General features: G+C 65.0%; 23 protein-coding genes. 15 read left to right on the top strand and 8 right to left on the bottom strand.

The annotated features are described in order from the left end of the window. Positions 1–23 precede the first annotated feature (23 nt). From IWX65_RS04750 to IWX65_RS04740, 3 genes are read left to right on the top strand one after another with little or no spacing between them, the layout of a single operon-like run. A complete protein-coding gene (locus tag IWX65_RS04750) occupies positions 24–752 on the top strand; it encodes a hypothetical protein (protein WP_196881378.1) in 729 nt (242 codons plus the stop codon). A 30-nt stretch (positions 753–782) separates the two neighbouring features. Continuing rightward, positions 783–2018: an amidohydrolase gene (locus tag IWX65_RS04745; RefSeq protein ID WP_196881273.1), complete on the top strand. Its 1236-nt coding sequence runs from the start codon at positions 783–785 to the stop codon at positions 2016–2018. Further along, positions 2015–3454, top strand: a complete 1440-nt coding sequence (locus tag IWX65_RS04740) for an amidase (RefSeq protein ID WP_334683661.1) — start codon at positions 2015–2017, stop codon at positions 3452–3454. Before IWX65_RS04745 ends, IWX65_RS04740 begins: the two co-directional genes overlap by 4 nt. A gap of 11 nt (positions 3455–3465) precedes the next feature. Here the strand turns inward: IWX65_RS04740 and IWX65_RS04735 are convergent, their stop codons facing one another. The 4 genes from IWX65_RS04735 to IWX65_RS04720 all read right to left on the bottom strand — a co-directional run bounded on the left by IWX65_RS04735 (position 3466) and on the right by IWX65_RS04720 (position 6659). Continuing rightward, positions 3466–4119, bottom strand: coding sequence for an aspartate/glutamate racemase family protein (locus tag IWX65_RS04735; RefSeq protein ID WP_196881272.1), 654 nt, complete (start codon positions 4117–4119; stop codon positions 3466–3468). A gap of 70 nt (positions 4120–4189) precedes the next feature. Further along, positions 4190–5038, bottom strand: coding sequence for an amino acid-binding protein (locus IWX65_RS04730; RefSeq protein ID WP_196881271.1), 849 nt, complete (start codon positions 5036–5038; stop codon positions 4190–4192). Between the two features lie 49 nt (positions 5039–5087). Beyond that, positions 5088–5573 carry a universal stress protein gene (locus IWX65_RS04725; RefSeq protein ID WP_196881270.1) on the bottom strand — a complete coding sequence of 162 codons (486 nt, stop codon included), beginning with the start codon at positions 5571–5573 and terminating at the stop codon, positions 5088–5090. Positions 5574–5903: 330 nt separating this feature from the next. Further along, positions 5904–6659 (bottom strand): FadR/GntR family transcriptional regulator, encoded by a 756-nt coding sequence (locus IWX65_RS04720; protein WP_196881269.1) that lies wholly within the window; start codon positions 6657–6659, stop codon positions 5904–5906. A 154-nt stretch (positions 6660–6813) separates the two neighbouring features. On the opposite strand from IWX65_RS04720, the gene IWX65_RS04715 reads away from it, so the two are divergent. The 8 genes from IWX65_RS04715 (at position 6814) to manD (ending at position 14651) form a co-directional block, all read left to right on the top strand. Then, positions 6814–8115 carry an ABC transporter substrate-binding protein gene (locus IWX65_RS04715; protein WP_334683660.1) on the top strand — a complete coding sequence of 434 codons (1302 nt, stop codon included), beginning with the start codon at positions 6814–6816 and terminating at the stop codon, positions 8113–8115. A 127-nt stretch (positions 8116–8242) separates the two neighbouring features. Further along, the gene (locus IWX65_RS04710; protein WP_334683659.1) at positions 8243–9181 is read left to right on the top strand and encodes a carbohydrate ABC transporter permease; all 939 of its coding nucleotides are present in this window, start codon (positions 8243–8245) and stop codon (positions 9179–9181) included. A gap of 20 nt (positions 9182–9201) precedes the next feature. Beyond that, positions 9202–10077 carry a carbohydrate ABC transporter permease gene (locus IWX65_RS04705; protein WP_196881375.1) on the top strand — a complete coding sequence of 292 codons (876 nt, stop codon included), beginning with the start codon at positions 9202–9204 and terminating at the stop codon, positions 10075–10077. A 3-nt stretch (positions 10078–10080) separates the two neighbouring features. Continuing rightward, the gene (locus tag IWX65_RS04700; protein ID WP_196881267.1) at positions 10081–10614 is read left to right on the top strand and encodes a gluconokinase; all 534 of its coding nucleotides are present in this window, start codon (positions 10081–10083) and stop codon (positions 10612–10614) included. Continuing rightward, positions 10595–11740, top strand: coding sequence for a galactonate dehydratase (gene dgoD / locus IWX65_RS04695; protein ID WP_196821604.1), 1146 nt, complete (start codon positions 10595–10597; stop codon positions 11738–11740). Before IWX65_RS04700 ends, dgoD begins: the two co-directional genes overlap by 20 nt. Positions 11741–11795: 55 nt before the next feature. Then, a complete protein-coding gene (locus tag IWX65_RS04690; RefSeq protein WP_196881266.1) occupies positions 11796–12431 on the top strand; it encodes a bifunctional 4-hydroxy-2-oxoglutarate aldolase/2-dehydro-3-deoxy-phosphogluconate aldolase in 636 nt (211 codons plus the stop codon). Further along, a complete protein-coding gene (locus tag IWX65_RS04685; protein WP_334683657.1) occupies positions 12428–13396 on the top strand; it encodes a sugar kinase in 969 nt (322 codons plus the stop codon). Before IWX65_RS04690 ends, IWX65_RS04685 begins: the two co-directional genes overlap by 4 nt. Before the next feature lie 25 nt (positions 13397–13421). Beyond that, the gene (manD, locus tag IWX65_RS04680; RefSeq protein WP_196881265.1) at positions 13422–14651 is read left to right on the top strand and encodes a D-mannonate dehydratase ManD; all 1230 of its coding nucleotides are present in this window, start codon (positions 13422–13424) and stop codon (positions 14649–14651) included. Between the two features lie 100 nt (positions 14652–14751). Here the strand turns inward: manD and IWX65_RS04675 are convergent, their stop codons facing one another. Genes IWX65_RS04675 through IWX65_RS04665 form a run of 3 tightly spaced genes read right to left on the bottom strand, consistent with a single transcriptional unit; the run spans position 14752 to position 15586 of the window. Next, complete coding sequence (locus tag IWX65_RS04675; RefSeq protein WP_196881264.1) at positions 14752–14961, bottom strand: hypothetical protein; 210 nt, start codon at positions 14959–14961, stop codon at positions 14752–14754. Between the two features lies 1 nt (position 14962). Next, complete coding sequence (locus IWX65_RS04670) at positions 14963–15136, bottom strand: alpha/beta fold hydrolase (protein ID WP_196881263.1); 174 nt, start codon at positions 15134–15136, stop codon at positions 14963–14965. Further along, positions 15137–15586, bottom strand: coding sequence for a hypothetical protein (locus IWX65_RS04665; RefSeq protein WP_196881373.1), 450 nt, complete (start codon positions 15584–15586; stop codon positions 15137–15139). A 392-nt stretch (positions 15587–15978) separates the two neighbouring features. On the opposite strand from IWX65_RS04665, the gene IWX65_RS04660 reads away from it, so the two are divergent. After that, positions 15979–17361 (top strand): MFS transporter, encoded by a 1383-nt coding sequence (locus tag IWX65_RS04660; protein ID WP_196881262.1) that lies wholly within the window; start codon positions 15979–15981, stop codon positions 17359–17361. A gap of 86 nt (positions 17362–17447) precedes the next feature. On the opposite strand, the gene IWX65_RS04655 is transcribed toward IWX65_RS04660, so the two are convergent. Beyond that, positions 17448–18353 carry a LysR family transcriptional regulator gene (locus IWX65_RS04655; protein WP_334683656.1) on the bottom strand — a complete coding sequence of 302 codons (906 nt, stop codon included), beginning with the start codon at positions 18351–18353 and terminating at the stop codon, positions 17448–17450. A gap of 151 nt (positions 18354–18504) precedes the next feature. Here IWX65_RS04655 and mmsB point away from each other — a divergent pair, with 151 nt between their 5' ends. From mmsB to IWX65_RS04640, 3 genes are all read left to right on the top strand, one after another. Beyond that, positions 18505–19401, top strand: coding sequence for a 3-hydroxyisobutyrate dehydrogenase (gene mmsB / locus IWX65_RS04650; protein ID WP_196881260.1), 897 nt, complete (start codon positions 18505–18507; stop codon positions 19399–19401). A 34-nt stretch (positions 19402–19435) separates the two neighbouring features. After that, on the top strand, positions 19436–20920 hold the full coding sequence (locus IWX65_RS04645) for a CoA-acylating methylmalonate-semialdehyde dehydrogenase (RefSeq protein ID WP_196881259.1): 1485 nt from the start codon (positions 19436–19438) through the stop codon (positions 20918–20920). Between the two features lie 159 nt (positions 20921–21079). Then, a complete protein-coding gene (locus IWX65_RS04640) occupies positions 21080–21685 on the top strand; it encodes a J-domain-containing protein (RefSeq protein WP_196881258.1) in 606 nt (201 codons plus the stop codon). Positions 21686–21705: the final 20 nt, after the last annotated feature.

The following is a 21705-nucleotide window of genomic DNA, read 5'->3' as shown; positions in this document are numbered from 1 at the left end:
GCAACCCCCAATCGAAAGGAACGATCGTGACTTCACGCACTGCCACGGCTCCCTCCGGCTCCCTCGCCGAGTTCGACCGCACCACCACCCGCTGGGGCCAGATCACCATGACCGCGGCCCTCCTGCTCTCCCTCGCCGCACCCCTCTACCTCGTGCTCTCCACGGATCTCGGCATCACCGGGAACATGATCTGGACCGCGTACCTCGCCGTGGCCGCAGCCTTCTTCGTGCTGTGGTTCGTGGAGCCCATCACCTACTTCCCGGTGCTCGGCCCGGCCGCGATGTATCAGGCGTTCATGATCGGCAACATCGCCAACAAGCTGCTGCCCTCGGCACTCGTGGCACAGGCGACCATCGGCGCAAAGGCCGGCACCAAGCGCGGGGAATTCGCAGCGCTGATGGCCATCTGCGGCGCGGCGATGGTGCACGTTTTCTCGATGCTGCTTTTCGTCGGGGTGCTCGGCACCTACCTCGTCAGCATCATCCCGGCGGACGTCGTCAACGTCGCCCGCCTTTACATCTTCCCCAGCATCATCGGTGCGGTGCTCGTGCAGCTCATCGCCACCATGAGGCAGGTGCGCGTGACGGTGATCGCCTTCGCCGTCGCCATCGTAGTCCTCTTCGTCCTGGTGCCCGCCGTGCCTGCGCTCGCAAAGCCTGCGACCGGCATCGTGGTACTGCTGACCGCGACGCTCGCCTGGTTCCTGCGCTCCCGCAAGGAAGTCGCGGCGCCGACTACGCTCGTCAACTAGACCCCTTATCTCCCTCCCGAAAGGAAACCCATGACCATCGACACCGCTGTCTTTGACCTCTCCGACACCTCCGAGACCTCGATGCACGAGCTCTACAAGCACCTCCACGCGCACCCCGAGCTGTCCATGCAGGAGACCCACACTGCCGCGTTCATCCTCGAGAAGCTCACCCACCTGGGCGTGGACGCCTTCCTGTGCGGCGGGACGGGCGTCGTCGGGATCCTGCGCAACGGCGACGGACCGATCATCGGCTACCGCGCCGACACGGACGGGTTGCCGATGCAGGAGGACACCGGGCTGGATTACGCGAGTACGACGACGGGCGCGCTGGCCGACGGCACGGAGGTGCCGGTGATGCACGGCTGCGGACACGACACCCACATCACGGTGGCTCTCACTGCGGTGCAGCTGCTGACCGAGAACCGGGACGCGTGGGCAGGAACCGTCGTGTTCATCTTCCAGCCGGGAGAGGAGACCGGGGCCGGGGCGAAGGCGATGGTCGAGGACGGATTGTGGGACAAGGCGCCCAAACCGTCGATCATCTACGGACAGCATGTGTGGCCGGGGCTCGCCGGAACGGTGAACATCAGCAAGGGCACCGCCATGGCGATGGCGGATTCCTGGAAGGTGACCGTGCATGGGAAGCAGGCGCACGGCTCGCAGCCCGAGCAGTCGATCGACCCCATCGTGCTCGGCGCACACATGGTGGTGCGGATCCAGACGATCGTGGCGCGCGAGGTGCATCCGATGAAGTCCGCGGTCGTGACGATCGGAACGTTCCACAGCGGTTTGAAGGAGAACATCATCCCGGCGTCGGCGGAGTTCTCCGTGAACGTGCGCACGTTCGATCCGGAGGTGCGTGAGCGGGTCCTCGGCTCGCTGCGGCGGATCATCGCGGCAGAAGCCGACGCCTCCGGGGCGCCGTCGCCGGACATCAGCGAGATCTCGAGTTTCCCTCAGTGCTACAACGACCCCTCCTCCACTGCGGACCTGATGGCCGTGCTGGGTGGCGTGCTGGGTGAGGAAGCCGTGATCGAGTCACCGCCGGTGATGGGGAGCGAGGATTTCGGGCTCCTGGCCGAGGCCATCGGCGTGCCGAGCGTGTACTGGTTCTTCGGCGGCCACCCGCAGGACAAGCTCGACGGCGACACCCCGCCTCCCGGGAACCACTCACCCTTCTTCGCACCGCAGATCGAGCCGACACTGACCACCGGAGTGCGGGCCGCGATGACGGCGTTGCTGTCCAAGGTCGGGACCGCCTCATGAGTGAAGCACTTCCGGGGAGCGCTACTGACACGGATCCCAGCACCATGTCCGCGACCGCACTCACCGGTGCCATCCGGCGGCGGGAGGTGTCCGCTCGGGAGGCTCTCGAGGCCCACTTCGCGAGGATCGACGAGGTGAACGGTGCGATCAACGCCGTCGTGACACAGGACCGGAAGGGAGCTGCCGCGCTTGCAGCCGCGGCGGACGAGCGGACGGCGTCGGGCGCGGACCTGCCCCCGCTGCACGGACTCCCCATGACGCATAAGGACACGAACAACACGAAGGGCCTGCGGACCACCTCGGGATCGGTAATTTTTCGGGATTTCGTGCCAACCTTCGACGACCTTCTGATCGGCCGGCTCAAGGCAGCCGGAGTGGTGACGACAGGGAAGTCGAACGTGCCGGAGTTCGCTGCAGGTTCGCACACCTTCAACGAAGTGTTCGGCACGACGGTCAACCCGTACGACCTCTCGCGCAGCGCCGGCGGCAGCAGCGGGGGAGTGGCGGCGTCGATCGCGGCGCGCATCCAGCCGCTCGGCGACGGCAGTGACATGGGCGGGTCACTGCGTATCCCGGCGTCGTTCTGCAATGTCGTGGGCTACCGGCCGTCGCTCGGGGTGGTGCCGATGGCACCCGCCCGCAATGCGTGGGCGTGGCTCGGGCGGGCAGGCCTGATGGCGCGCGACGTCGAGGATCTTGCCCTCGGAATGGCGGCGATCGCCGGGCCCGATGCAGCAGTGCCCTACGGCTATCCGGTGCAGGGCTCGTTCGGAGCGCCGCTGCAGCGGGACTTGACGGGCCTGCGGATCGGCTGGTCTGCGGATTTCGGTCTCGGTGTGCCGGTGGATCGGGAGGTTCTGCGTGTCCTCGAGAGTCAGCTCACCGTGTTCGCGGACCTCGGCGCGATCGTCGAGGAAGCTGCCCCGGACCTGCGCGACGCCGACGAGGTGTTCGGAACCACGCGGGCGTTCGACTTCGCATTGAACTATGGGGATCTGGTGATCGAGCACGGTGACGTCATCAAGCCCGAGGTCAGGTGGAACGTGGTGAAGGGCTGGGAGCTGACCGGGCAGGATCTCGTGGACGCAGCACTGGCCCGCACCAGGCTGGACACGGGCGTGCGCGAGTTCTTCGGGAAGTACGACGTCTTTGCGAGCCCGGCCACCCAGGTGTTGCCGTTCGACGCGGCGGAGCGGTATCCGACATCGGTCAATGGTGTGGAGTTCGAGACGTACCTCGACTGGATGCGCTCCGCGTGCCTGATCTCGGCAACCGGGCTGCCGGCGGTGTCGGTTCCGGCAGGCTTCAGCGAGGGCGGCCTGCCCGTGGGCCTGCAGCTGTCCATGGCCTCCGGGAAGGACGTCGAGCTGCTGCAGGTCGCCTATGCGTTCGAGCAGGCCACGGGCTGGGCGAAGCGGGCACCTGGCCTGGGCTGACGGCGAGCTCCCTAGGCGAGCTGCGACCTCCGCATCGATACCGCAGCCGTCAGCATGGACCCGGCGGCAGTCACTGCGTCGATCACCGGAAGACCGAGCTTGTGCCGAAGGACTTCTGCCATGCCGATGCTGCTGAGGCCGGTGCTGGCCTGGAGAATGACGCCGGCCCCGGCTTCGGCGAGCATCTGCGCTCCGGCCAGGGTGTCGAAGATACCGGTGGGCAGGAGGAAGCCGTTGGGAGTTTCCACGCCGTCGGGCCCGTCGATGAGGACCATCCGTTCCCCCAGGGCGCTGGAAATCGGGCTGGGCACCTGATTCTTCAAACCGAGCACACCAACGCGACCACCAAAAGCGAGGGCCGCCGCCGCAGCCGCCGACCCCGCCCCGATCACTGGAATGCCGACGACGGCGCGGGTCTCATCGAGCCCGGGGTCGGCTGCGCAGCTGATGATGAGGGCGTCGACTTCTCCCGCCAGCTCGCAGGCCAATTCCACCACCTTGGGAGTTGCCGCTTCCAGCGATGCGGCATCGTGGACTCCGTAGGGCTGGTCCGGGACGCAGCGCGTGGTTACGTCGAAGCCGAAGGTGGTGTGCAGCAGTCGGCCGTGCGTGTGGAGGAGCCGTTGATCGGTGGTGGACAGTGCTCGGATGAGACCAACTCGCATGGTAAAGCCTTTCGCGAAGTGCAGGGAATACAGGAAATATAGGGAGTACGGCCCGGCCGGCGGGTGCCGGTCAGCTGGACTGTTGCGGTGAGGCGGAAACCTGCCGGCCCTGCTCGAGGATCTCGGCGAGTTCGGCCAGACGGTGTGCCCTTGCAGATTCCGCGGGTGTGAACGGCTGACCTTCGCGGCGGAACAGCAGGGGGCCCTGCCATGCAGTGGGCACCTTCAGGACCGCGGGACCAGCAGGTGCAGCAGCTTGCTGGTGGGGTGGAACGACGTCGGCTCCGAGCAGTTCGGCGATGGCGTGGGGAAGCCATTCAGGGTTCTGCGCGATGCGCGTGGCGAAGTTCAGTGCACGCGTCTGGCCGTCAGCCAGGGACAGCGGGGTGGTGGACCATATTCCTACCGTGCTACCACCGGCTGCTGTGAGTGTATCGAGAAGGTCCTGTTCGGTAAGTTCTCCCGGCGCGGAGAGCACCAGTTCGTCGAGGCTTCCACCGGCCACCGGGTGCACGTGCACTGTGAGGATGTTGACCCTCAGCCGGGTCAGCTGGTGAGTGATCTGCTCGAGGGCGCCGGGGCGGTCGGCCACCACCACCCTTGCCCGCCAGAGCGCGGGTGCCGCGGTGAGTCGGTTGTGCTGGCGGAGGGCGGGAGCATGGAGCCAGGAGCGTAGCAGCCGCATGGCCGATGGCTCGGCAACCCAGATGACAAGTGCTGTAGCCGTCACGGCAAGGACGGCTACTTTCAGGAGATAGGGCAGTTCCGTATTGACCACGAGGGCGTGAACCACCAGTTCGATGGGAAGCATCACGGCCACGTTGGCCAGTGTGAGCCGAGTCCTGCCTGGTTCAGGAAGCAGCCCGCACGAGTCGCAGCGGAGCTCCGCAGTGGATGGCTGATCGGTCTTCCGGCTCATGAAGCCAGTATTGCCAGCCGTCATTGCGGGGACGTTACGCCGAGGTGAATTAGTGGACGAACATTTCAGCCTGTCTCTTGGGCCGTGGAGGCTTGGGCTTCATGTCCTCGTGCACTACGAGAACAGGGCAGTTCGCGTGGGCCACGCAGGCTGTACTGACGGAGCCGAGGTGCATGCCACGGATACCGCCGTGGCCGCGCCGACCGACGATCAGCATCTGGGCTGTTGCTCCCTCCTTGACGAGCGTGGCAGGGGCGGGACCGCGCATCAGGGCGGTGGTCATCCCTGGCGGTTGCTCGGTTCCGAAGGCTGTCTCGATGGCATCGTGGAGGATCTGGGTCGCCTTGCCCTCGAACGTGTAGAAATCCGGCGGAAGGTAGCCGGCGAAGAGGGGCGGAAAATCCCAACAGGCTATGGCGTGCACTCGTGCTTCGAGGGCCGGCGCGAGCCGTGCCGCCAGCCGCAGCGCAAGGATGGAGGGCTCGGAACCGTCAACGCCGACGACGATTCGAGGTCCCTCCGGATCAGTATCCATGGCAGTTCTCCTTGTCCTGTCAGCGCCATCCGATGACGCTGGATGATAGTGCTAATTTTACGTCTCCGGCGTCGTTCTTGATCCTTTTGCCGGGACTCTTTTCCGGTGACGTAGGCGGTCTTGCCGCGTCCGACGGCCACCCGCCGGGAGCCACCAGAGGTCGGGTCAACCCAGCGTTCCCGAAATGGTGCGCTGGATGGCCACCGCTACGGCGCCGCGTGCCACTGGGTGAAATCGGCGGGTTGCGGTACAGCTGGACTGGCGTTGCCTCGGGGTCGCGGTATTACGCGATCGCCCGGTCAATGGCCTCGGCCGGGAGAGCCGATGAAGCTACTTGTGTGCTTCCTCATCCCACAGCGTGCTCATCTCATCCATTGCGCGATTCATGATGGCGAGCATGGCCGATTGGGCATCGACAGGGTTTCCACGCTGGATGGCGCTCGCGACGTCGACGTGCATCTGCAGCGCCTCTTCATGCGGGTGCTCAGGCATGAGCCCATAGTGCGTGCGGCCGGTCAGCACCTCGGCTACCAGCGAGTTCAACTTGCCGAACATCTCATTCCCGGAACTCGAAAGAACCAGACGGTGGAACTGGATGTCGAGCTTCAGGAACAACTCGGTATCCCCATTCTGCCCAGCCGCCCACAGCTTCCCGGCGAGACCCATCAGCTCGCTGGCATCGGCAAGGGGCGCGCGCAGCGCAGCCAGCCGCGCCGCCTGGGGTTCGACGGCGGTGCGCAGCTCGGTCAGTGACCTCAACTGGGAAACCCGGCCGGGTGATGCCAGGCGCCACCGGATCACCTGGGGATCGTACAGATTCCACTCCGTGGCGGGCAGCACCTGAACGCCTACGCGGCGGCGTGATTCGACCATCCCCATGGATGCCAGGACCCGGAGGGCCTCACGGATGACGGAGCGGGACACCCCGAAGCGCTCCTCGAGCTCTTCGATCCGCACGATGGATCCGCTGGCCATGTCCCCGGCGCTGACCGCCAGACCCATCTTGTCCACGATCGAGGCGTGCAACCCGGAAAAGACCAGGCCGGGCGTGGCCGTTGAGATGTGGCGTTGTTCGGCCGTATGCATGTCGGAAGCGTATCAAGCGCATACCAATGAAGACCCCTGGTTGCATAAGTATGATTTAAGTCACTACCATTGCGTTTATAGCAGATGTAAACGCGCATCTACTCCTGGCGCCGTCAACAGCGGACGCTACTCAATGAAGAGAGCTGGAGAAACAGTGCAACGCAAAACTTTGCGGGCCGCCGGAATAACAGCGGTCACGGCGATTCTTGCAGGCGGATCCTTGGCGGCGTGCAGCAGCGGCGGCGGGGGTGACGAAGCGGCATCCGAGACAGTGCGGGTCACCCTTGCGAACCACGTCTGGACCGAGGAGATCATTGCGGCCATCCCCGAATTCGAGGAAGAAACCGGCCTGACCGTCGAGGTCACCCAGCTGGGTGAAGACCAGTTGTCCGCCCAGTACAACGTGCAGCTCAATGCGGGCACCGATGAGATCGACGTCATGATGTACCGGCCGCTGCAGGAGGGCAAGCTCTTCGCCCAGAACGGCTACCTCGCTGACCTCACCGAGCGGGTCAGCTCCAATCCCGAATGGGCATGGGACGATTTCCAGGACGGTCCCGTCGACTCCACCACCTTCGAGGACAAGGTAGTGGGCGTCCCCACCATCACCGAGCGGGAAGTGCTCTACTACCGCACCGACCTTCTCGAGCAGGCAGGACTCGAGGTGCCCGAGACCCTCGAGGAACTCGAAGCCGCAGCCAAGCAGATCAAGGAAGCAAACCCCGACGTCGCAGGCTTCGTGGCGCGCACCGGAAAGTCACCGGCCGTAACGCAGTTCTCCAGCTTCCTCTACGGATTCGGCGGTGACTTCATCGATGACGAGGGCAACTCCGCCGTCGCCTCGCCCGAAGCATTGGAAGCCTACGAGTACTACGGGCGCATGATCAACCAGTACGGACCGGCGAACGTCAGCACCGACATGAGCTGGCCCGAAGCGATGGCAATCTTCACCCAGGGTGGCGCCGCGTTCTACACCGAGGCCGACAGCCTCTACCAGAACGCCACTGACCCCGCCAACTCGCAGGTTGCCGAAACCGTAGGCTTCGCACCGATGCCTGCGGGCCCTGCCGGTTCAAAGCCCTACAACGTTCCCTCATGGGGCCTCGGGATCAACGAAGCCTCCGCTAATCAGGACAACGCCTGGAAGTTCATCGAATGGGCCACCAGCAAGGACATGGTTCTGGAGGTCCAGCAGGCTGGAGTTCCAGGTCCCCGGAACTCGGTCTGGTCCGATCCCGCCGGTACCGAAACCTACCCCGAGGACCTCGCAGCAGCTATCGAGGTCAGCGCGGAAAACGGTGTGGGACATGACCGCCCGCTCGTCATCAACGTCGGCGAAGCCCGCGAAGTGGTCGGCGATCCCATCGTCGTCGGCATCACCGGCGGAGACGTCGAAGCGGCAGCGAATGCCGCGGACGAGGCGTTCCAGCAGTTCCTCGACGACGAACGCAAGTAACCCGCGCCACGCACCAGCGCCGTCGTCGCCCTGACACCAGAACGGGCACGACGGCGCTGGCCGGCGCTCCCCGACAGTTTCCTGTCGCTCCGGATTCCTAGAAACACCACCCCCAAGGATGTGGATCATGGCCGTCACCTCCATGCCGCCCAAAAGAAAACCGCAACAGCAAAACGCGTGGAAGGCCTACTCCGACTGGGCCAACGTTCACCGGAAGTGGCTCTTCGCCGCACCGGCCATGATCTTCGTTGCCATCCTCATCATCTTCCCGCTCGGCTGGACGATGTATCTCAGCCTCACCGACTCCTCCGGGTCGGTGCGCGCCGAATCCGAGTTCATCGGTTTCGCGAACTATCTCGAGGTTCTCTCGGACGGCGAACGTTTCTGGCCGGCGGTAGCGAGGACCTTCATCTTCACGGGTGTGGCGCTCCTCGTGCAGATGGTGCTCGGCATGTGCATCGCCCTCCTGCTCTGGCGCCCGTTCAAGGGTGAGAAATGGGTCCGCGTGGCCATTCTTCTTCCCCTGGTGGCAACCCCGGTGGCAGTCGGCATGATGTGGCGGCTGATTTTCGATCCGAACATCGGCTTCGCGAACCAGATGCTCGGCCTTCTGGGAATTCCCGCCCAGCCGTGGCTTTCGGGACAGCACACCGCTCTGCCCACCGTCATCTTCATCGACATCTGGCAGTGGACTCCCATGGTGGTCATCATCCTGCTCGCAGGCCTTACCTCGTTGTCCGAAGAGCCTGATGAGGCTGCGCGGATCGACGGCGCCAACGCCTGGCAGCGCTTCCGCTTCATCACGGTTCCGCTGCTGATGCCGACCATCATCGTCGCCATCCTCCTGCGCAGTATCGATGCACTGAAAACCTTCGACCTCCTCTACGCCACCAAGGGGCGGGGAGGAGGATCCTTCAACGAGGTCGAAACGCTGAACATCTATGCGTACGGGCTCAGCTTCGACTACAACGATTACGGGTTGTCCTCGACCGTCCTGATCCTCTTCTTCCTGATCATCATCGCCGCCATGTGGGTTCTGACCCGCCGCCGGAAGGACGTGCAGTAATGAGCGTTGTTACTCCGAAAATGCTCCGGCCCGGATCCGGCACCGACACCCCGGTCGCGGTGACGCCACGGCGGAGAAAGCCGCTCCGCTCCCGTGCCTACAAGGTGTTCCGCGTCGTCGCGCTGACGGCAGTGGTGGCGGCCTTCCTGGCTCCGCTGGCCTGGATGCTGCTTGCGTCGCTGAAGACCAACGTGGATATCTACGACGCCAGCAAGACGCTGATCTTCACACCGACGACGGCGAACTACGAGACAGTGCTCGGCCGCAACAACTACTTCTCCTTCGTACTCAACAGCTTCTGGGTGGCTTTCGCCTCCACAGTGCTCTCGCTCATCATCGGCGTACCCGCGGCGTACTCGATGAGCCGGTTCGCGATGCGCCGTTCCGCGCTCGTAGTGCTCATGGCACGCATCATCCCGGGAGTCAGCCTTCTGGTGCCGTGGTACTACGTGTTCTCCAACCTGTCCCTCGTGGGCGGGTACGGCGTACTGATTCTTTCCCACATGTTCGTGGCGCTCCCGCTGATCGTGTACATCATGATGTCCTACTACGATTCGATGCCCCTCGAACTCGAGGAGGCTGCGCGCGTGGACGGACTGACCCACATCGGCGCTTTCCTGAAGGTCACGCTGCCGTTGTCGGTGGGCGGTATCGCGACGGCGAGCATCCTGGCGTTCATCTTCTCGTGGAACAACTTCATGTTCGCCCTCGTGCTGTCGGGCGCCGACACCAAGACGCTGCCCGTGGCCATATTCAACTTCGTTGCCTACGCGAGCATTGACTGGGGAGGCCTCATGGCCGCCTCCGTCGTAGTGACCATTCCCATCATGGTGATCGCCCTGTTCACTCAGAAGTACATCGTTTCCGGGCTGACCGCCGGCGCGACGAAGGGCTGAACCATGGCCGATCAGCCGAACCCCGTGATCGTGGTCATGGGGGTGCAGGGCTCTGGTAAGAGCACCCTCGGGGAGCTCCTGGCCGAGCGGCTCGGCCTTCCATTCGTGGACGGCGACACCCTGCATTCCGAGAACAACATCAACCTCATGGCCGCCGGAACTCCCCTGACGGACACGGACCGGCTGCCCTGGCTCCAGACCGTTGGTGAGACCTTGAGGGGTGATGCGGGTACGGGGATCGTCGTTGCGTGCTCGGCGCTGAAACGCGCTTACCGTGATCTGTTGCGGAGCTACGCGCCCGACGTCGTCGTTGTTCACCCCTACGGCCCGATCGATCTCGTCGCCGCGCGCATCTCCGCCCGCGAGCACGAGTACATGCCGCCGTCGCTCCTCATCTCGCAGTACGAGGCCCTCGAGGCGCTGCAGGAGGACGAAGCGGGCATCACAGTAGACATCGCCCATCCGCCCATGGTGCTCGTGGACCGGATCGCGCACCAATTGACTGAAAGCAGGGTCCATGCGCATCAGCAGGATTGAAACCTTCCTCGTTCCGCCACGCTGGCTCTTCGTGCGGGTGGAAACCGACAGCGGCATCGTGGGCTGGGGAGAGCCGGTCGTGGAGGGTCGGTCCGAGACCGTGCGCACCGCCGTCGAGCAGCTGTCCGAACTGCTGATCGGTGCCGACCCGCTGCGCATCGAGGACCTGTGGCAGGTCATGACCAAGGGGTCCTTCTACCGCGGTGGCGCCATTCTCGCGAGCGCGGTCGCCGGCCTGGACCAGGCGCTGTGGGACATCCATGGCAAGTCGCTCGGCGTCCCTGTGCACCAGCTGCTCGGCGGCCACGTCCGCGACCGCATCCGCATGTACGGCTGGATCGGCGGTGATGAGCCCGCCGCGATCGCTGACGCAGTCGAGGCCCAGATGGCGGTTGGCCTGACTGCGGTCAAGATGAACGCCAGTGGACGGATGAGTCCGCTGGGGAGCGTCGCGGAGATCGACGAAGTAGTGGAGCGGGTCGCCGCCGCGCGGGAGGTCCTCGGCCCGCACCGCGACGTCGCCGTGGACTTCCACGGACGCTTCACCCTCGCAAACACCCGCAGGGTAGCGCCGTTGCTCGAGCCATTGCGGCCCCTGTTCCTCGAGGAACCGACCGTACCCGAGAACTCGCACCTCATCGGCGGACTCACGCGATCGACCTCCATCCCCGTGGCCACCGGTGAGCGCCTCTACAACCGGCAGGAGTTCCTGCCGGTGCTGCAGGCCGGCATCGCCGTGGCCCAACCGGACCTCTCCCACGCCGGCGGCATCACCGAGGTGCGGAAAATCGCTTCCCTCGCGGAAATCTATGACGTCCAGCTTGCACCGCACTGTCCGCTGGGGCCGCTCGCGCTCGCGGCATGCCTGCAGGTCGGGTTCGCCACTCCGAACTTCCTGATCCAGGAGCAGAGCATCGGCATCCACTACAACCAGGGCGCCGAAGTCCTTGACTACGTGCTGGACAAGACGCCGCTCAAGTTCATCAACGGTTCCGTGGAACGGCTCACCGCACCGGGCCTCGGTATCGAGATCGACGAAGCCGCGGTCCGCCGGGTGGACAAGGCCGGGCATGCGTGGCGGTCACCGATCTGGCGGCACGACGACGGCTCCTACGCCGAGTGGTGACGCACTGCACCCGAACACGATCCGGCGATCGCCGCCCTCCTGAAAGGACACCCGCATGACACCCGAGGAATTTCTTGGTGGACTGGGCAACGCCAAACTGCTCGCCATCATCCGGGGGAGCGAGGCCCAGGCGGCGGTGCGTACCGCCGTCGCCCTGGTGGAGGAGGGCTTCACACACCTGGAGGTCTCGCTCAATACGGTGGAGGCCGCCGGCGTCATCACTGCCATCCAGGCCGAAGTGGGTGCAGCCGCCTTCATCGGCGCGGGAACGGTCCTTACCCGGGACGACGTCGCGAGGGTCGCCGCAGCCGGAGCCCAGTTCATCGTGACCCCTGCCCTCGCGCCGTCGGTAGCCGAAGCCGTGCGGCTGGATCTGCCCGTCCTCGCCGGTTCGTTCACCCCGACCGAGGTGTACTCGGCCATGGATCAGGGAGCAGCAGCCATCAAACTCTTCCCCGCGTCCCTCGGCGGACCGAGATACCTCTCGGCCCTTCGTGATCCCTTCCCGGATGTTCCCTTCGTGCCGGTGGGTGGCGTCGACCAGGGGGCCGCCGTGGACTACCTTTCCCGCGGTGCACTCGGCGTCGGCGTCGGTTCCCCGCTCATCGGTGACGCAGCCTCCGGCGGGGACCTCGCGGCTCTTCGCTCGCGCGCCCGCCAGTTCCTCTCGGCAGCCGGACTCCAGCAATGACGGCAATGCCCCCGCGCCTCACCCCGGTTGAGGTGCTGACCTTCGGGGAAACGATGGGATCCATCCGTTCCACCGGTCTGGTACGGCTGGGCGGCAGCATGTCGATGTCCCTCGGCGGAGCCGAGACGAATGTGGCGATCGGCCTCGCGCGGCTCGGTCACTCCGTCCGTTGGACGGGACGCCTGGGCGATGACGAAGTGGGCGCGTTCGCCCTGCGCACCCTGCGTGCCGAAGGCGTTGCCACCGATGCCGTGGTGATCGACGCCCGGCGGCCCACCGGGCTGATGCTGCTCGAAGCCCGTTTTGCAGGAGTGTCGAGGGCGCTCTACTACCGGGCATCGTCTGCGGGATCTGTACTCGCTATCGGCGAGCTGGAAGCGTCACTTGATGCCGCACCACGGATTCTCCACCTCACCGGAATCACGCCCGCCCTGTCACCGGCGGCGGCTGAAGCCACGCTGTGGGCAGCCTCGGAAGCACGAAAGCGCGGAATTCTGGTGTCCTTCGATGTCAACTACCGCTCGAAACTGTGGGACGCCGCCGCTGCATCACCCGTGCTGACGCAGCTTGCCGGATTCGCCGACGTCGTCATCGCCTCCGACGACGAACTTGCCCTTGTCGCAGCCGGCACCGATGAAGAGCACGCCGTGAACGCCCTGCACGGAAGGGGAGTGCGCGACGTAATCATCAAGCGCGGCGCCGAGGGAGCGACCGGCTGGTCCGGCGGAGCGGTGGTCCATCAGGACGCGATACCCGTAACCGCCGTGGACACCGTCGGAGCAGGGGACGCCTTCACCGCCGGTTATCTGTCAGCACTCCTCGATGGGAAAGCTCTGGAGGAGCGTCTTCACCGGGGGTCCGTCCTGGGGGCTTTCGCGGTGGCCGCGAGCGGTGACTGGGAAAACCTCCCGACCCGCAATGAACTCCCGTTGGCCGACCGGACCGCCGGCACCACTATTCGTTGAAACACCCACGCTGAAGGAGAATGCCGTGAAGATCACTAGTGCCGAAGTAATCGTCTCAAGCCCGGACCGTAACTTCGTGACCCTGAAGATCACCACCGAGGAGGGCATCACCGGACTCGGTGATGCGACGCTCAACGGGCGTGAATTGGCCGCTGCCGCCTACCTCGAGCACCACGTGGTTCCACTGCTCATCGGCCGTGACGCGCACCGGATCGAGGACACTTGGCAGTTCCTCTACCGCGGTGCCTACTGGCGGCGGGGGCCGGTGACCATGGCCGCCATTGCGGCGGTCGACGTCGCACTCTGGGACATCAAGGCGAAAGCCGCGGGGATGCCGCTCTACCAGCTCCTCGGAGGTGCAAGCCGCACAGCGGTTCGCGCCTATGGCCATGCCAGCGGGCGCGACATCCCGGAGATCATTGACTCCGTGCACGAGCACCTCGCCCTCGGCTACAAGTCCATCCGCATCCAGACAGCCGTGCCGGGGATCGACGCCGTCTACGGTGTTGCCGCGCAGCCCAGCGCCGGTGGGACCCGCTACGACTACGAGCCGGCGCAGCGGGCCGCCCTCCCTGCGGAGGAGGACTGGGACACCCGTGCCTACCTGCGGCACATCCCCACCGTGTTCGAAGCTGTCCGCAACGAATTCGGGCCGGAACTGCCCCTGCTCCACGACGGGCATCACCGCATGACGCCCATCGAGGCCGCGAAACTGGGCAAGTCGCTCGAGCCCTACGACCTGTTCTGGCTCGAGGACTGCACCCCCGCCGAAAACCAGGATGCGCTGCGGTTGGTTCGCCAGCACACCACCACGCCTCTCGCCATCGGTGAGGTCTTCAACACGGTCTGGGACTACCAGACGCTCATCCAGGAACAGCTCATCGACTATGTGCGCTCCGCCGTGACCCACACGGGCGGCATCAGCGCCATGAAGAAGATCCTCGACTTCGCGGCGCAGTACCAGATCAAGTCCGGCATCCACGGGCCCACTGACATCTCACCCGTCGGCATGGCGGCGGCGCTGCACCTGGACATGGCCATCCACAACTTCGGAATCCAGGAGTACATGCGGCACGGCGACCTCACCAACGAGGTCTTCGAGCAGTCCTTCAGCTTCACCGACGGGCACCTGCACCCCGGGAACCAGCCGGGCCTCGGCGTCGAGCTCAATATGGAGGCAGCTGCGGCCCACCCCTACAACCCGGCTTACTTGCCGTTCAACCGGCTCAAGGACGGCACGATCCACGACTGGTAGCAAACAGCCGATTCGTGATCCCTGCCCGTCCTCCGCCTAGGCATGGGGCGAGCACCGGTAGGCGACATTGGGCAGGGGCACCTCGTGGAGCAGAACGCAGCTACGACGTCGAGTCGAGGATGAACCTCACCGTTTCGGCGGGTCTCGGAGCACCTGCCTGGCGGGGACCATGGGCGAGGGATTTGCGTGCTTCATCCAGACCTCTCGAGGTGTTGAATCCCCGCAGTTCCGTCAGTACGAGGTCCGTGTCGGCAAGGCCCTGCTCCTCCAGGTAACGCTGCAGCGCGTCGGTGAGTGTCGCGATGCTCACCTCACCGGGAAGGGGGTGTGCTGGAACCGAAGCCCGGCAGATCAATGGCGACGACTTTCCGGTGCCGGCTGAGCAAGGGCACGACGGGGTCCCAGTTGCGGACGCTCGAGCCCAGTCCGTGCACCAGGACCAGGGGCTTTCCCGAGCCTGTCTTTTCAGTGTTGAGGGTTTCCATTCAGGCTTCCGGGGGCAGCGCTTCGTGGTGTTCGCGGCCCTTCGTGCGGCGGTCTTCCTTCATTTCCGCTTCGAAGAGGTGGCGCTTGCCCTCCACGAGTTCCTCGCGGGCACGCTTCTCGAACGCCTTCAACTCCGTGTAGTAGTGGTCGTCGTAATCCTCGACGATCTGGAACGTCCAACGGCCCTCGATCACATTGCGTCCGATGATGTCCCGATCCACGGTGTCGGCAAGTTCGGTGTGCCCTGCCTTGCGCAGCAGCTCGACCGCTTCGCCGAGGTTGAGGTCCGCCTTGCCCGTGAGCCGGTGGAAGCCATAGAGGTAGCCCCTTGCGTGTTCAACCACCTCAAGGGCCTCTGACAGCTTCCCGAGGGCTTCGACGGTGCCGTCGGTTACGCCGTCGGGTCTCTGGTGATCGGCGTCAGGGCCGGGAGTCTCAGGATTAGCCATACTGCCCACGATATACGCGGCATGCACCGGGTGGGTGATGACCTGCAGACGCCTCCGCGGTTCAACATGTGCCACAGGATGACGTCGTGGGCATGCCCGGCTTTCTCGTCATCGCAGAGTCGTACACCGCAATAACCTGCGCCCTGCAGCAGGCCATCGACAATCATCTGGAGCTGCTCGGGACGGTCGTGAATGATCTGGTTCACGAATTCCTTCGGGAGTGTGCGTTTTCGCAGAACGGCTCTGCACTAATTGGAGTTGAACTGGCTGCCATCAAGGGTAATACTCGGTACTGCCTCCGGTGTGCTCGGCGTCACAAGAGCAGACACCCCGGAAACCACAGCATGGTCAAGGCGAACCGTGTCAACGGAGACACCGAAGGAGTAGCACGCATGAGTTCCACCCAGTCCAATCCCGCGAGGCGCGAGGAACCCGACGTCGAAGCGTCCGGGCTCAAGAAGGTCGTTGTCGCCTCCATGGCGGGCACCGTCGTCGAATGGTACGAGTTCTTCCTCTACGCCGCAGCAGCCACGCTCGTGTTCGCCACGGTGTTCTTCCCGAACGCCGAAACGGAGTTCGATGCGATCATCGCCGGATTCCTGACGTACGCCGTCGGTTTCGTGGCGCGACCCATCGGCGGCATCGTCTTCGGGCACTTCGGCGACAAGTACGGCCGCAAGCAGCTGCTGCAGCTGAGCATCATCCTCGTGGGCGTCTCGACTTTCGCCATGGGCTGCCTGCCGACGTTCGACCAGATCGGCTACTGGGCTCCCGGGCTCCTCGTGGTGCTCCGCTTCATCCAGGGCTTCGCCGTCGGCGGTGAATGGGGAGGCGCCGTCCTGCTCGTGGCCGAGCACAGCCCCAGCAAGTCGCGCGGCTTCTGGTCCAGCTGGCCCCAGTCCGCGGTCCCCATGGGGAACCTGCTCGCCACCGGCGTGCTCTTCATCCTCTCGTCCACCCTTTCCTCCGAGGACTTCCTCGGCTGGGGCTGGCGCATCGCGTTCTGGCTGTCCGCCGTGATCGTGATCGTGGGGTACTACATCCGCACCAAGGTGAACGATGCACCGATCTTCCTCGAGGCACGCAAGGAAGTAGTCGAGGAGGAGAAGGGCTACGGAGTCCTCGAGGTCTTCAAGCGCTACCCCCGCGGCGTCTTCACCGCAATGGGCCTGCGCTTCGCGGAGAACATCCTGTACTACCTGGTGGTCACCTTCAGCATCACCTACCTGCGACTGGTGGTTGAAACCGATACCTCACGGATCCTCCTCCTGCTGCTGATCGCCCACTTCCTCCACTTCTGCACGGTGCCCCTGGTGGGCAAGATGTCCGACCGTTTCGGACGCCGACCCGTCTACATGACCGGCGCCCTGCTCGGAGCTACGTGGGGATTCTTCGCCTTCCCCATGATGGACACCGGGAACGAGCTCATCATCCTCGCGGCGGTGACCATCGGACTGATCTTCCACGCACTGATGTACGCGGGGCAGCCGTCCATCATGGCCGAGATGTTCCCCACCCGCATGCGGTACTCAGGGGTGTCCCTCGGCTACCAGGTGACCTCGATCGTCGCCGGCTCGCTGGCACCGATCATCGCGACGGCCCTGCTGCAGGAATACGGCTCCTCGACGCCGATCGCCATTTACCTGCTCTGTGCCTGCATGGTCACTGCGTTTGCCGTGCTGATGCTCAAGGAAACCCGTGGCATCTCACTGCACGACGTCGACGAAGCCGACGCCAAGGGCACAGCCGACCTGCTGGCGGCATCAAAGAAGTAGCGGTAACAAGGAAGTAGCACTGAAGAAGTAACAGTACGACGACGGCGGGGCCCGCTTGGCGGGTCCCGCCGTTGCTTTGTCCGGTGTCAGGCGGCCAGCGCGGCGGCCCGCTCGCCGACTTCCCTGCGAATCGCTCCGACCACGGCCTGCACCGCCGCCGAACGCAGCGATTCCGGTCGGGCGACGGCCCAGATGGGCAATTGACGGTGAAACTCGGCCGGTAGCACCGGGACGAACCCGGAGGCATCGGCAACCATGAAGCTCGGAAGCAATCCGATCCCTGCGCCGCCGGCTACGGCCTCGACCTGCGCGAAAATGCTTGTCGACTGGAAAGTGCTCACGGGCATGGGCAACTGGGAGGAGCGGTGTCCCAGTTCGCTGACCTGCAGGGCGGACTCCACGTAGGACACGAAGCTGTGATGGCGGATGTCCTCCAATCCACCGGGCATGCCCCGCTCGGCCAGGTACCCGGGGCTGGCGTAGAGGCGGAGGAAGTAGTTGGTGAGGAAGATGGGGTCGGCATTCGTGATCTCCGTCCGGCCCACCACCACTTCGAGGTCGACGCCCGAGCGGTTCTGGCTCACCTTGCGGGTGGCACTGAACATCTCGATGTTGAGCCGTGGATGATCCCGCTGCAGCCGGATCAGCGCGGGTGTCACGAACTTGCTTCCGAATCCGTCGGGGGTGCTGACCCGTGCAAGACCAGACAGGGCGTCGTCGTGCGCAATCCTCGAACCCAGCGCGCCGAGGCTCGCCTCGATCGCCTCCGCAGCCTCGACGGCCTCGCTACCGAGCACCGTCAGTTCCCATCCCTGCGGGGTTCGTTCGAGGGTCCTCCCGCCCAATTGCCTGTCGAGGGCGAGGATGCGCCGCGAAATGGTGGTGTGGGTGGTTCCGAGTGATTCGGCGACAGCGTTGAAGCGGCCGAGCCGTGCGACGGTCAGCAGGATCAGGAGGTCGTCGGGGCTGGGCAAACGCTTGAAGTCGACCACGGTTCCTCCTGACAGTCGAAGTGCGTTTTCGGAGTCGTGTGCAAAAACGAGCACGGTGTCTGTGATATTTCCTCTTGATCGCACTCTACCAGCGGTGCATGCTGGAGATGACGACCAAGCGTTCGAACACCAAAGCAAAGGAGCTTTTCCCATGGCACAAATCGGCTGGATCGGTCTCGGAAATATGGGCGGGTCAATGTCCGGGAACCTCGTCAAGGCAGGGCATGAGGTGCGGGGTTTCGACCTCAATCCGGATGCCGTCGCCGCAGCGGAAGCCTTGGGAGTGAAGCGGGCGTCGAGCATTGCGGACGCGGTGGGAGGCGCCGACGTCGTCTTCACCATGCTGCCCAAGGGTGAGCACGCGCGGGCTGTGTACCTGGGGGACGACGGCGTCCTGGCGCACGCCGATACCAGCACCCTGCTCGTTGACTCCTCGACGATCGACATCGAGTCCGCCGGGGCGCTGCACGCAGCGGCATCGGAGGCAGGATTCCGCTTCGTCGATGCACCGGTTTCGGGTGGAATGAGCGGCGCGAAGGCGGCGACGCTCACGTTCATGGTGGGTGGCGAGGAGGGAGCCGTGAAGGACGCGAGCGCCTTCATCGAGCCGATGGCCAAGAACATCATTCCCACCGGCGGGGCCACTACCGGCCAGGCCGCCAAGATCTGCAACAACCTGATGTTGTTCATCAATCTGGCGTCGACCGCCGAGGGTGCCGTTCTGGCGGATCGCCTGGGCCTCGACAAGCAGGTGTTCTGGGACATCGCCTCCGTGTCGTCGGGGGACAGCTGGGCGCTGCGCACCTGGTATCCAGTGCCGGGCGTCGTGGACACTGCGGCTTCGAACAACGACTTCGCGCCCACCTTCACCACCGAGCTCGCGAACAAGGACATTGGGCTTGCCATCTCGGCAGCGAAGGACACCGGAACCCCGCTGGAGATCGGCGAGCACGTCCAGCAGCTGTTCCAGCGCCTCGTCGATTCCGGGCAGGGCGGCAAGGACTGCTCGATGATCATCAAGCTCGTCGACGGTTCGCTTTCCAACTGACTTTTTCTTTTACGGCTCTTTGAAAGGCACTTCCATGCAGCAGATTCCGCACTACATCAACGGGCAGCGCGTCGCCGACGCCGATCGCTACGGACCCGTCTTCAATCCGGCCACCGGTGAGCAGGAGAAGGAGGTGGCGTTCGCGTCGCCGTCGCGCGTCGACGAAGCGGTGGCCGCCGCCGAGGCCGCACTCCCGGCGTGGCGTTCGGCAAGCCTCGCCAAGCGCGCCAACGTCTTCTACCGCGTCCGGGAACTGCTCACCGAGCGGAGGTCCGAGCTCGCGGCCATCCTCACGAGCGAGCACGGCAAGGTCCTGTCCGACGCCGAGGGAGAGATTGCTCGCGGTCTCGAGAACATCGAGTTCGCCACCGGGCTGTCCCACATGCTCAAGGGCGAGAGGTCGGAGCAGGTTTCCACCGGCGTCGACGTCCACTCGATCCGCCAGCCCGTGGGAGTGGTGGCCTGTATCACACCGTTCAACTTCCCGGCCATGGTGCCGCTCTGGATGATCGGCAGCGCCATTGCCTGCGGCAACACCGTGCTCCTCAAGCCGAGCGAGAAGGATCCCTCCTGCGCGGTGTTCATCGCGGAGATCTTCTCCGAGGCCGGGCTGCCCGACGGCGTGTTCAACGTGGTGCAGGGTGATCGTGAGGCCGTGGAGACGATCCTCGACCACCCCGGTGTGAAGGCCGTGAGCTTCGTCGGTTCCACGCCCATCGCGAAGTCCATCTACCAACGCGCAGCGGGGCACGGCAAGCGCGTCCAGGCCCTGGGCGGCGCGAAGAACCACATGGTGGTCCTGCCCGACGCCGACCTCAACATGGCCGCCGACGCCGCTATCTCCGCGGCGTACGGCTCCGCCGGTGAGCGGTGCATGGCCATCAGCGTCATGGTGGCCGTGGGCGACATCGCCGACGACCTCGTGGAAAAGGTCCGCTCCCGCATGGTGTCGCTGAAGATCGGTGCCGGAACAGATCCGACGTCGGAGATGGGGCCGCTCATCACCGGTGAGCACCGCGACCGTGTGGCGTCCTACGTCGCCGGAGCAGAGGCAGAGGGCGCAACCGTGGTGGTCGACGGAACCTCCCAGCAGTTCGATTCGGACGGCTTCTTCATCGGGGTATCGCTCGTGGACCACGTCAAGCCGGGCATGAAGGTGTACGACGATGAAATCTTCGGTCCCGTGCTCTCCGTGGTCCGGGTGGAGACCTACGCGGACGCCGTGAAACTCGTCAACGAGAACGAGTTCGGCAACGGTGTGGCGATCTTCACGCGCGACGGCGGCGCCGCGCGGCAGTTCGAGTTCGAGGCCGAGGCCGGCATGGTGGGCGTCAACGTACCGATCCCCGTTCCCGTCGGCACGTACTCCTTCGGCGGCTGGAAGAATTCGCTCTTCGGCGACACCCACATGTACGGACCGGACAGCATCCGGTTCTACACGCGCGGCAAGGTGGTCACCACGCGGTGGCCGGATCCGTCGACGTCGAAGATCGACCTCGGGTTCCCGCAGGTCGACTGAGTACTTAGTTCATCGCAACGGGCCGCTTCCCACCGGGAGGCGGCCCGTAGCGTTTCGAGGCTCGTTGCCGTCCGAAGTTTTCCATTGCCGCGTCCCCTCACGGCTCGGGATACTGGTTAATCGACCGGCAGTCGAACGCCCGAGAGGCAACGGAAACCGATGAGTGAACGCGAGCAGCACGAAGAACGCCTGCGGAGGGCGGCTCAGGTCCGAGCGGCACAGCAGTCGCAGGGGCAGGCCGAGAATGGGTTCGATGCCGAGGAACCCGACAACGCCGGCCCCCGCGCGCTCCGCTCGACCGATGACGAATCCGCGCGGGCACGGCTCATCGTCGACGATGCGGTGCGGCGCGGAGAGTTCGAGAACCTGCCGCTGGCGGGTAAGCCGATCCCGGGCCTCGGCGACAGCTACGACCCCGACTGGTGGGTCAAGGGACTCATCCAGCGCGAGAACATCTCCGGGCTGGGGCCTGCGGCAATCCTGCTGCGGAAGGAGGACGCCGAGCTGGATGAGCGGCTTGATGGGCTGTACTCCGAGCGGCAGGTGCGCGAGGTCCTGGAAGACTTCAACCACCGGATCATCGACGCACGGCGGCAGTTGCTGGGCGGGCCTCCTGTCATCACGAAGCTCCGCGACATCGAGGCCGAAGTGCAGCGGTGGCGAGAGCGGCGCATGGAGCATGCAGCGGAGGCAGCGCCCGCCGTCGTCATTGATTCCGGCCCCTGGTGGCGGCGGATGTGGCGGCGCGAACCCCCCGCTGACTGAGCACTTGTGGTCGCCCCGCG

Origin of the sequence: Arthrobacter sp. CAN_A214 (genome assembly GCF_015751955.1) — a bacterium.
GTDB lineage: Bacteria > Actinomycetota > Actinomycetes > Actinomycetales > Micrococcaceae > Arthrobacter_D.
This window is presented reverse-complemented; position numbering and strand designations above follow the sequence as displayed.

Bases quoted from the DNA above. Each gene is read 5' to 3' on its own strand.
- IWX65_RS04745 (WP_196881273.1), top strand. From the start codon at position 783: ATGACCATCGACACCGCTGTCTTTGACCTCTCCGACACCTCCGAGACC.
- IWX65_RS04740 (WP_334683661.1), top strand. From the start codon at position 2,015: ATGAGTGAAGCACTTCCGGGGAGCGCTACTGACACGGATCCCAGCACC.
- IWX65_RS04735 (WP_196881272.1), bottom strand. From the start codon at position 4,119: ATGCGAGTTGGTCTCATCCGAGCACTGTCCACCACCGATCAACGGCTC.
- IWX65_RS04730 (WP_196881271.1), bottom strand. From the start codon at position 5,038: ATGAGCCGGAAGACCGATCAGCCATCCACTGCGGAGCTCCGCTGCGAC.
- IWX65_RS04725 (WP_196881270.1), bottom strand. From the start codon at position 5,573: ATGGATACTGATCCGGAGGGACCTCGAATCGTCGTCGGCGTTGACGGT.
- IWX65_RS04720 (WP_196881269.1), bottom strand. From the start codon at position 6,659: ATGCATACGGCCGAACAACGCCACATCTCAACGGCCACGCCCGGCCTG.
- IWX65_RS04710 (WP_334683659.1), top strand. From the start codon at position 8,243: ATGGCCGTCACCTCCATGCCGCCCAAAAGAAAACCGCAACAGCAAAAC.
- IWX65_RS04705 (WP_196881375.1), top strand. From the start codon at position 9,202: ATGCTCCGGCCCGGATCCGGCACCGACACCCCGGTCGCGGTGACGCCA.
- IWX65_RS04700 (WP_196881267.1), top strand. From the start codon at position 10,081: ATGGCCGATCAGCCGAACCCCGTGATCGTGGTCATGGGGGTGCAGGGC.
- dgoD (WP_196821604.1), top strand. From the start codon at position 10,595: ATGCGCATCAGCAGGATTGAAACCTTCCTCGTTCCGCCACGCTGGCTC.
- IWX65_RS04690 (WP_196881266.1), top strand. From the start codon at position 11,796: ATGACACCCGAGGAATTTCTTGGTGGACTGGGCAACGCCAAACTGCTC.
- IWX65_RS04685 (WP_334683657.1), top strand. From the start codon at position 12,428: ATGACGGCAATGCCCCCGCGCCTCACCCCGGTTGAGGTGCTGACCTTC.
- IWX65_RS04670 (WP_196881263.1), bottom strand. From the start codon at position 15,136: ATGGAAACCCTCAACACTGAAAAGACAGGCTCGGGAAAGCCCCTGGTC.
- IWX65_RS04665 (WP_196881373.1), bottom strand. From the start codon at position 15,586: ATGGCTAATCCTGAGACTCCCGGCCCTGACGCCGATCACCAGAGACCC.
- IWX65_RS04660 (WP_196881262.1), top strand. From the start codon at position 15,979: ATGAGTTCCACCCAGTCCAATCCCGCGAGGCGCGAGGAACCCGACGTC.
- mmsB (WP_196881260.1), top strand. From the start codon at position 18,505: ATGGCACAAATCGGCTGGATCGGTCTCGGAAATATGGGCGGGTCAATG.
- IWX65_RS04645 (WP_196881259.1), top strand. From the start codon at position 19,436: ATGCAGCAGATTCCGCACTACATCAACGGGCAGCGCGTCGCCGACGCC.
- IWX65_RS04640 (WP_196881258.1), top strand. From the start codon at position 21,080: ATGAGTGAACGCGAGCAGCACGAAGAACGCCTGCGGAGGGCGGCTCAG.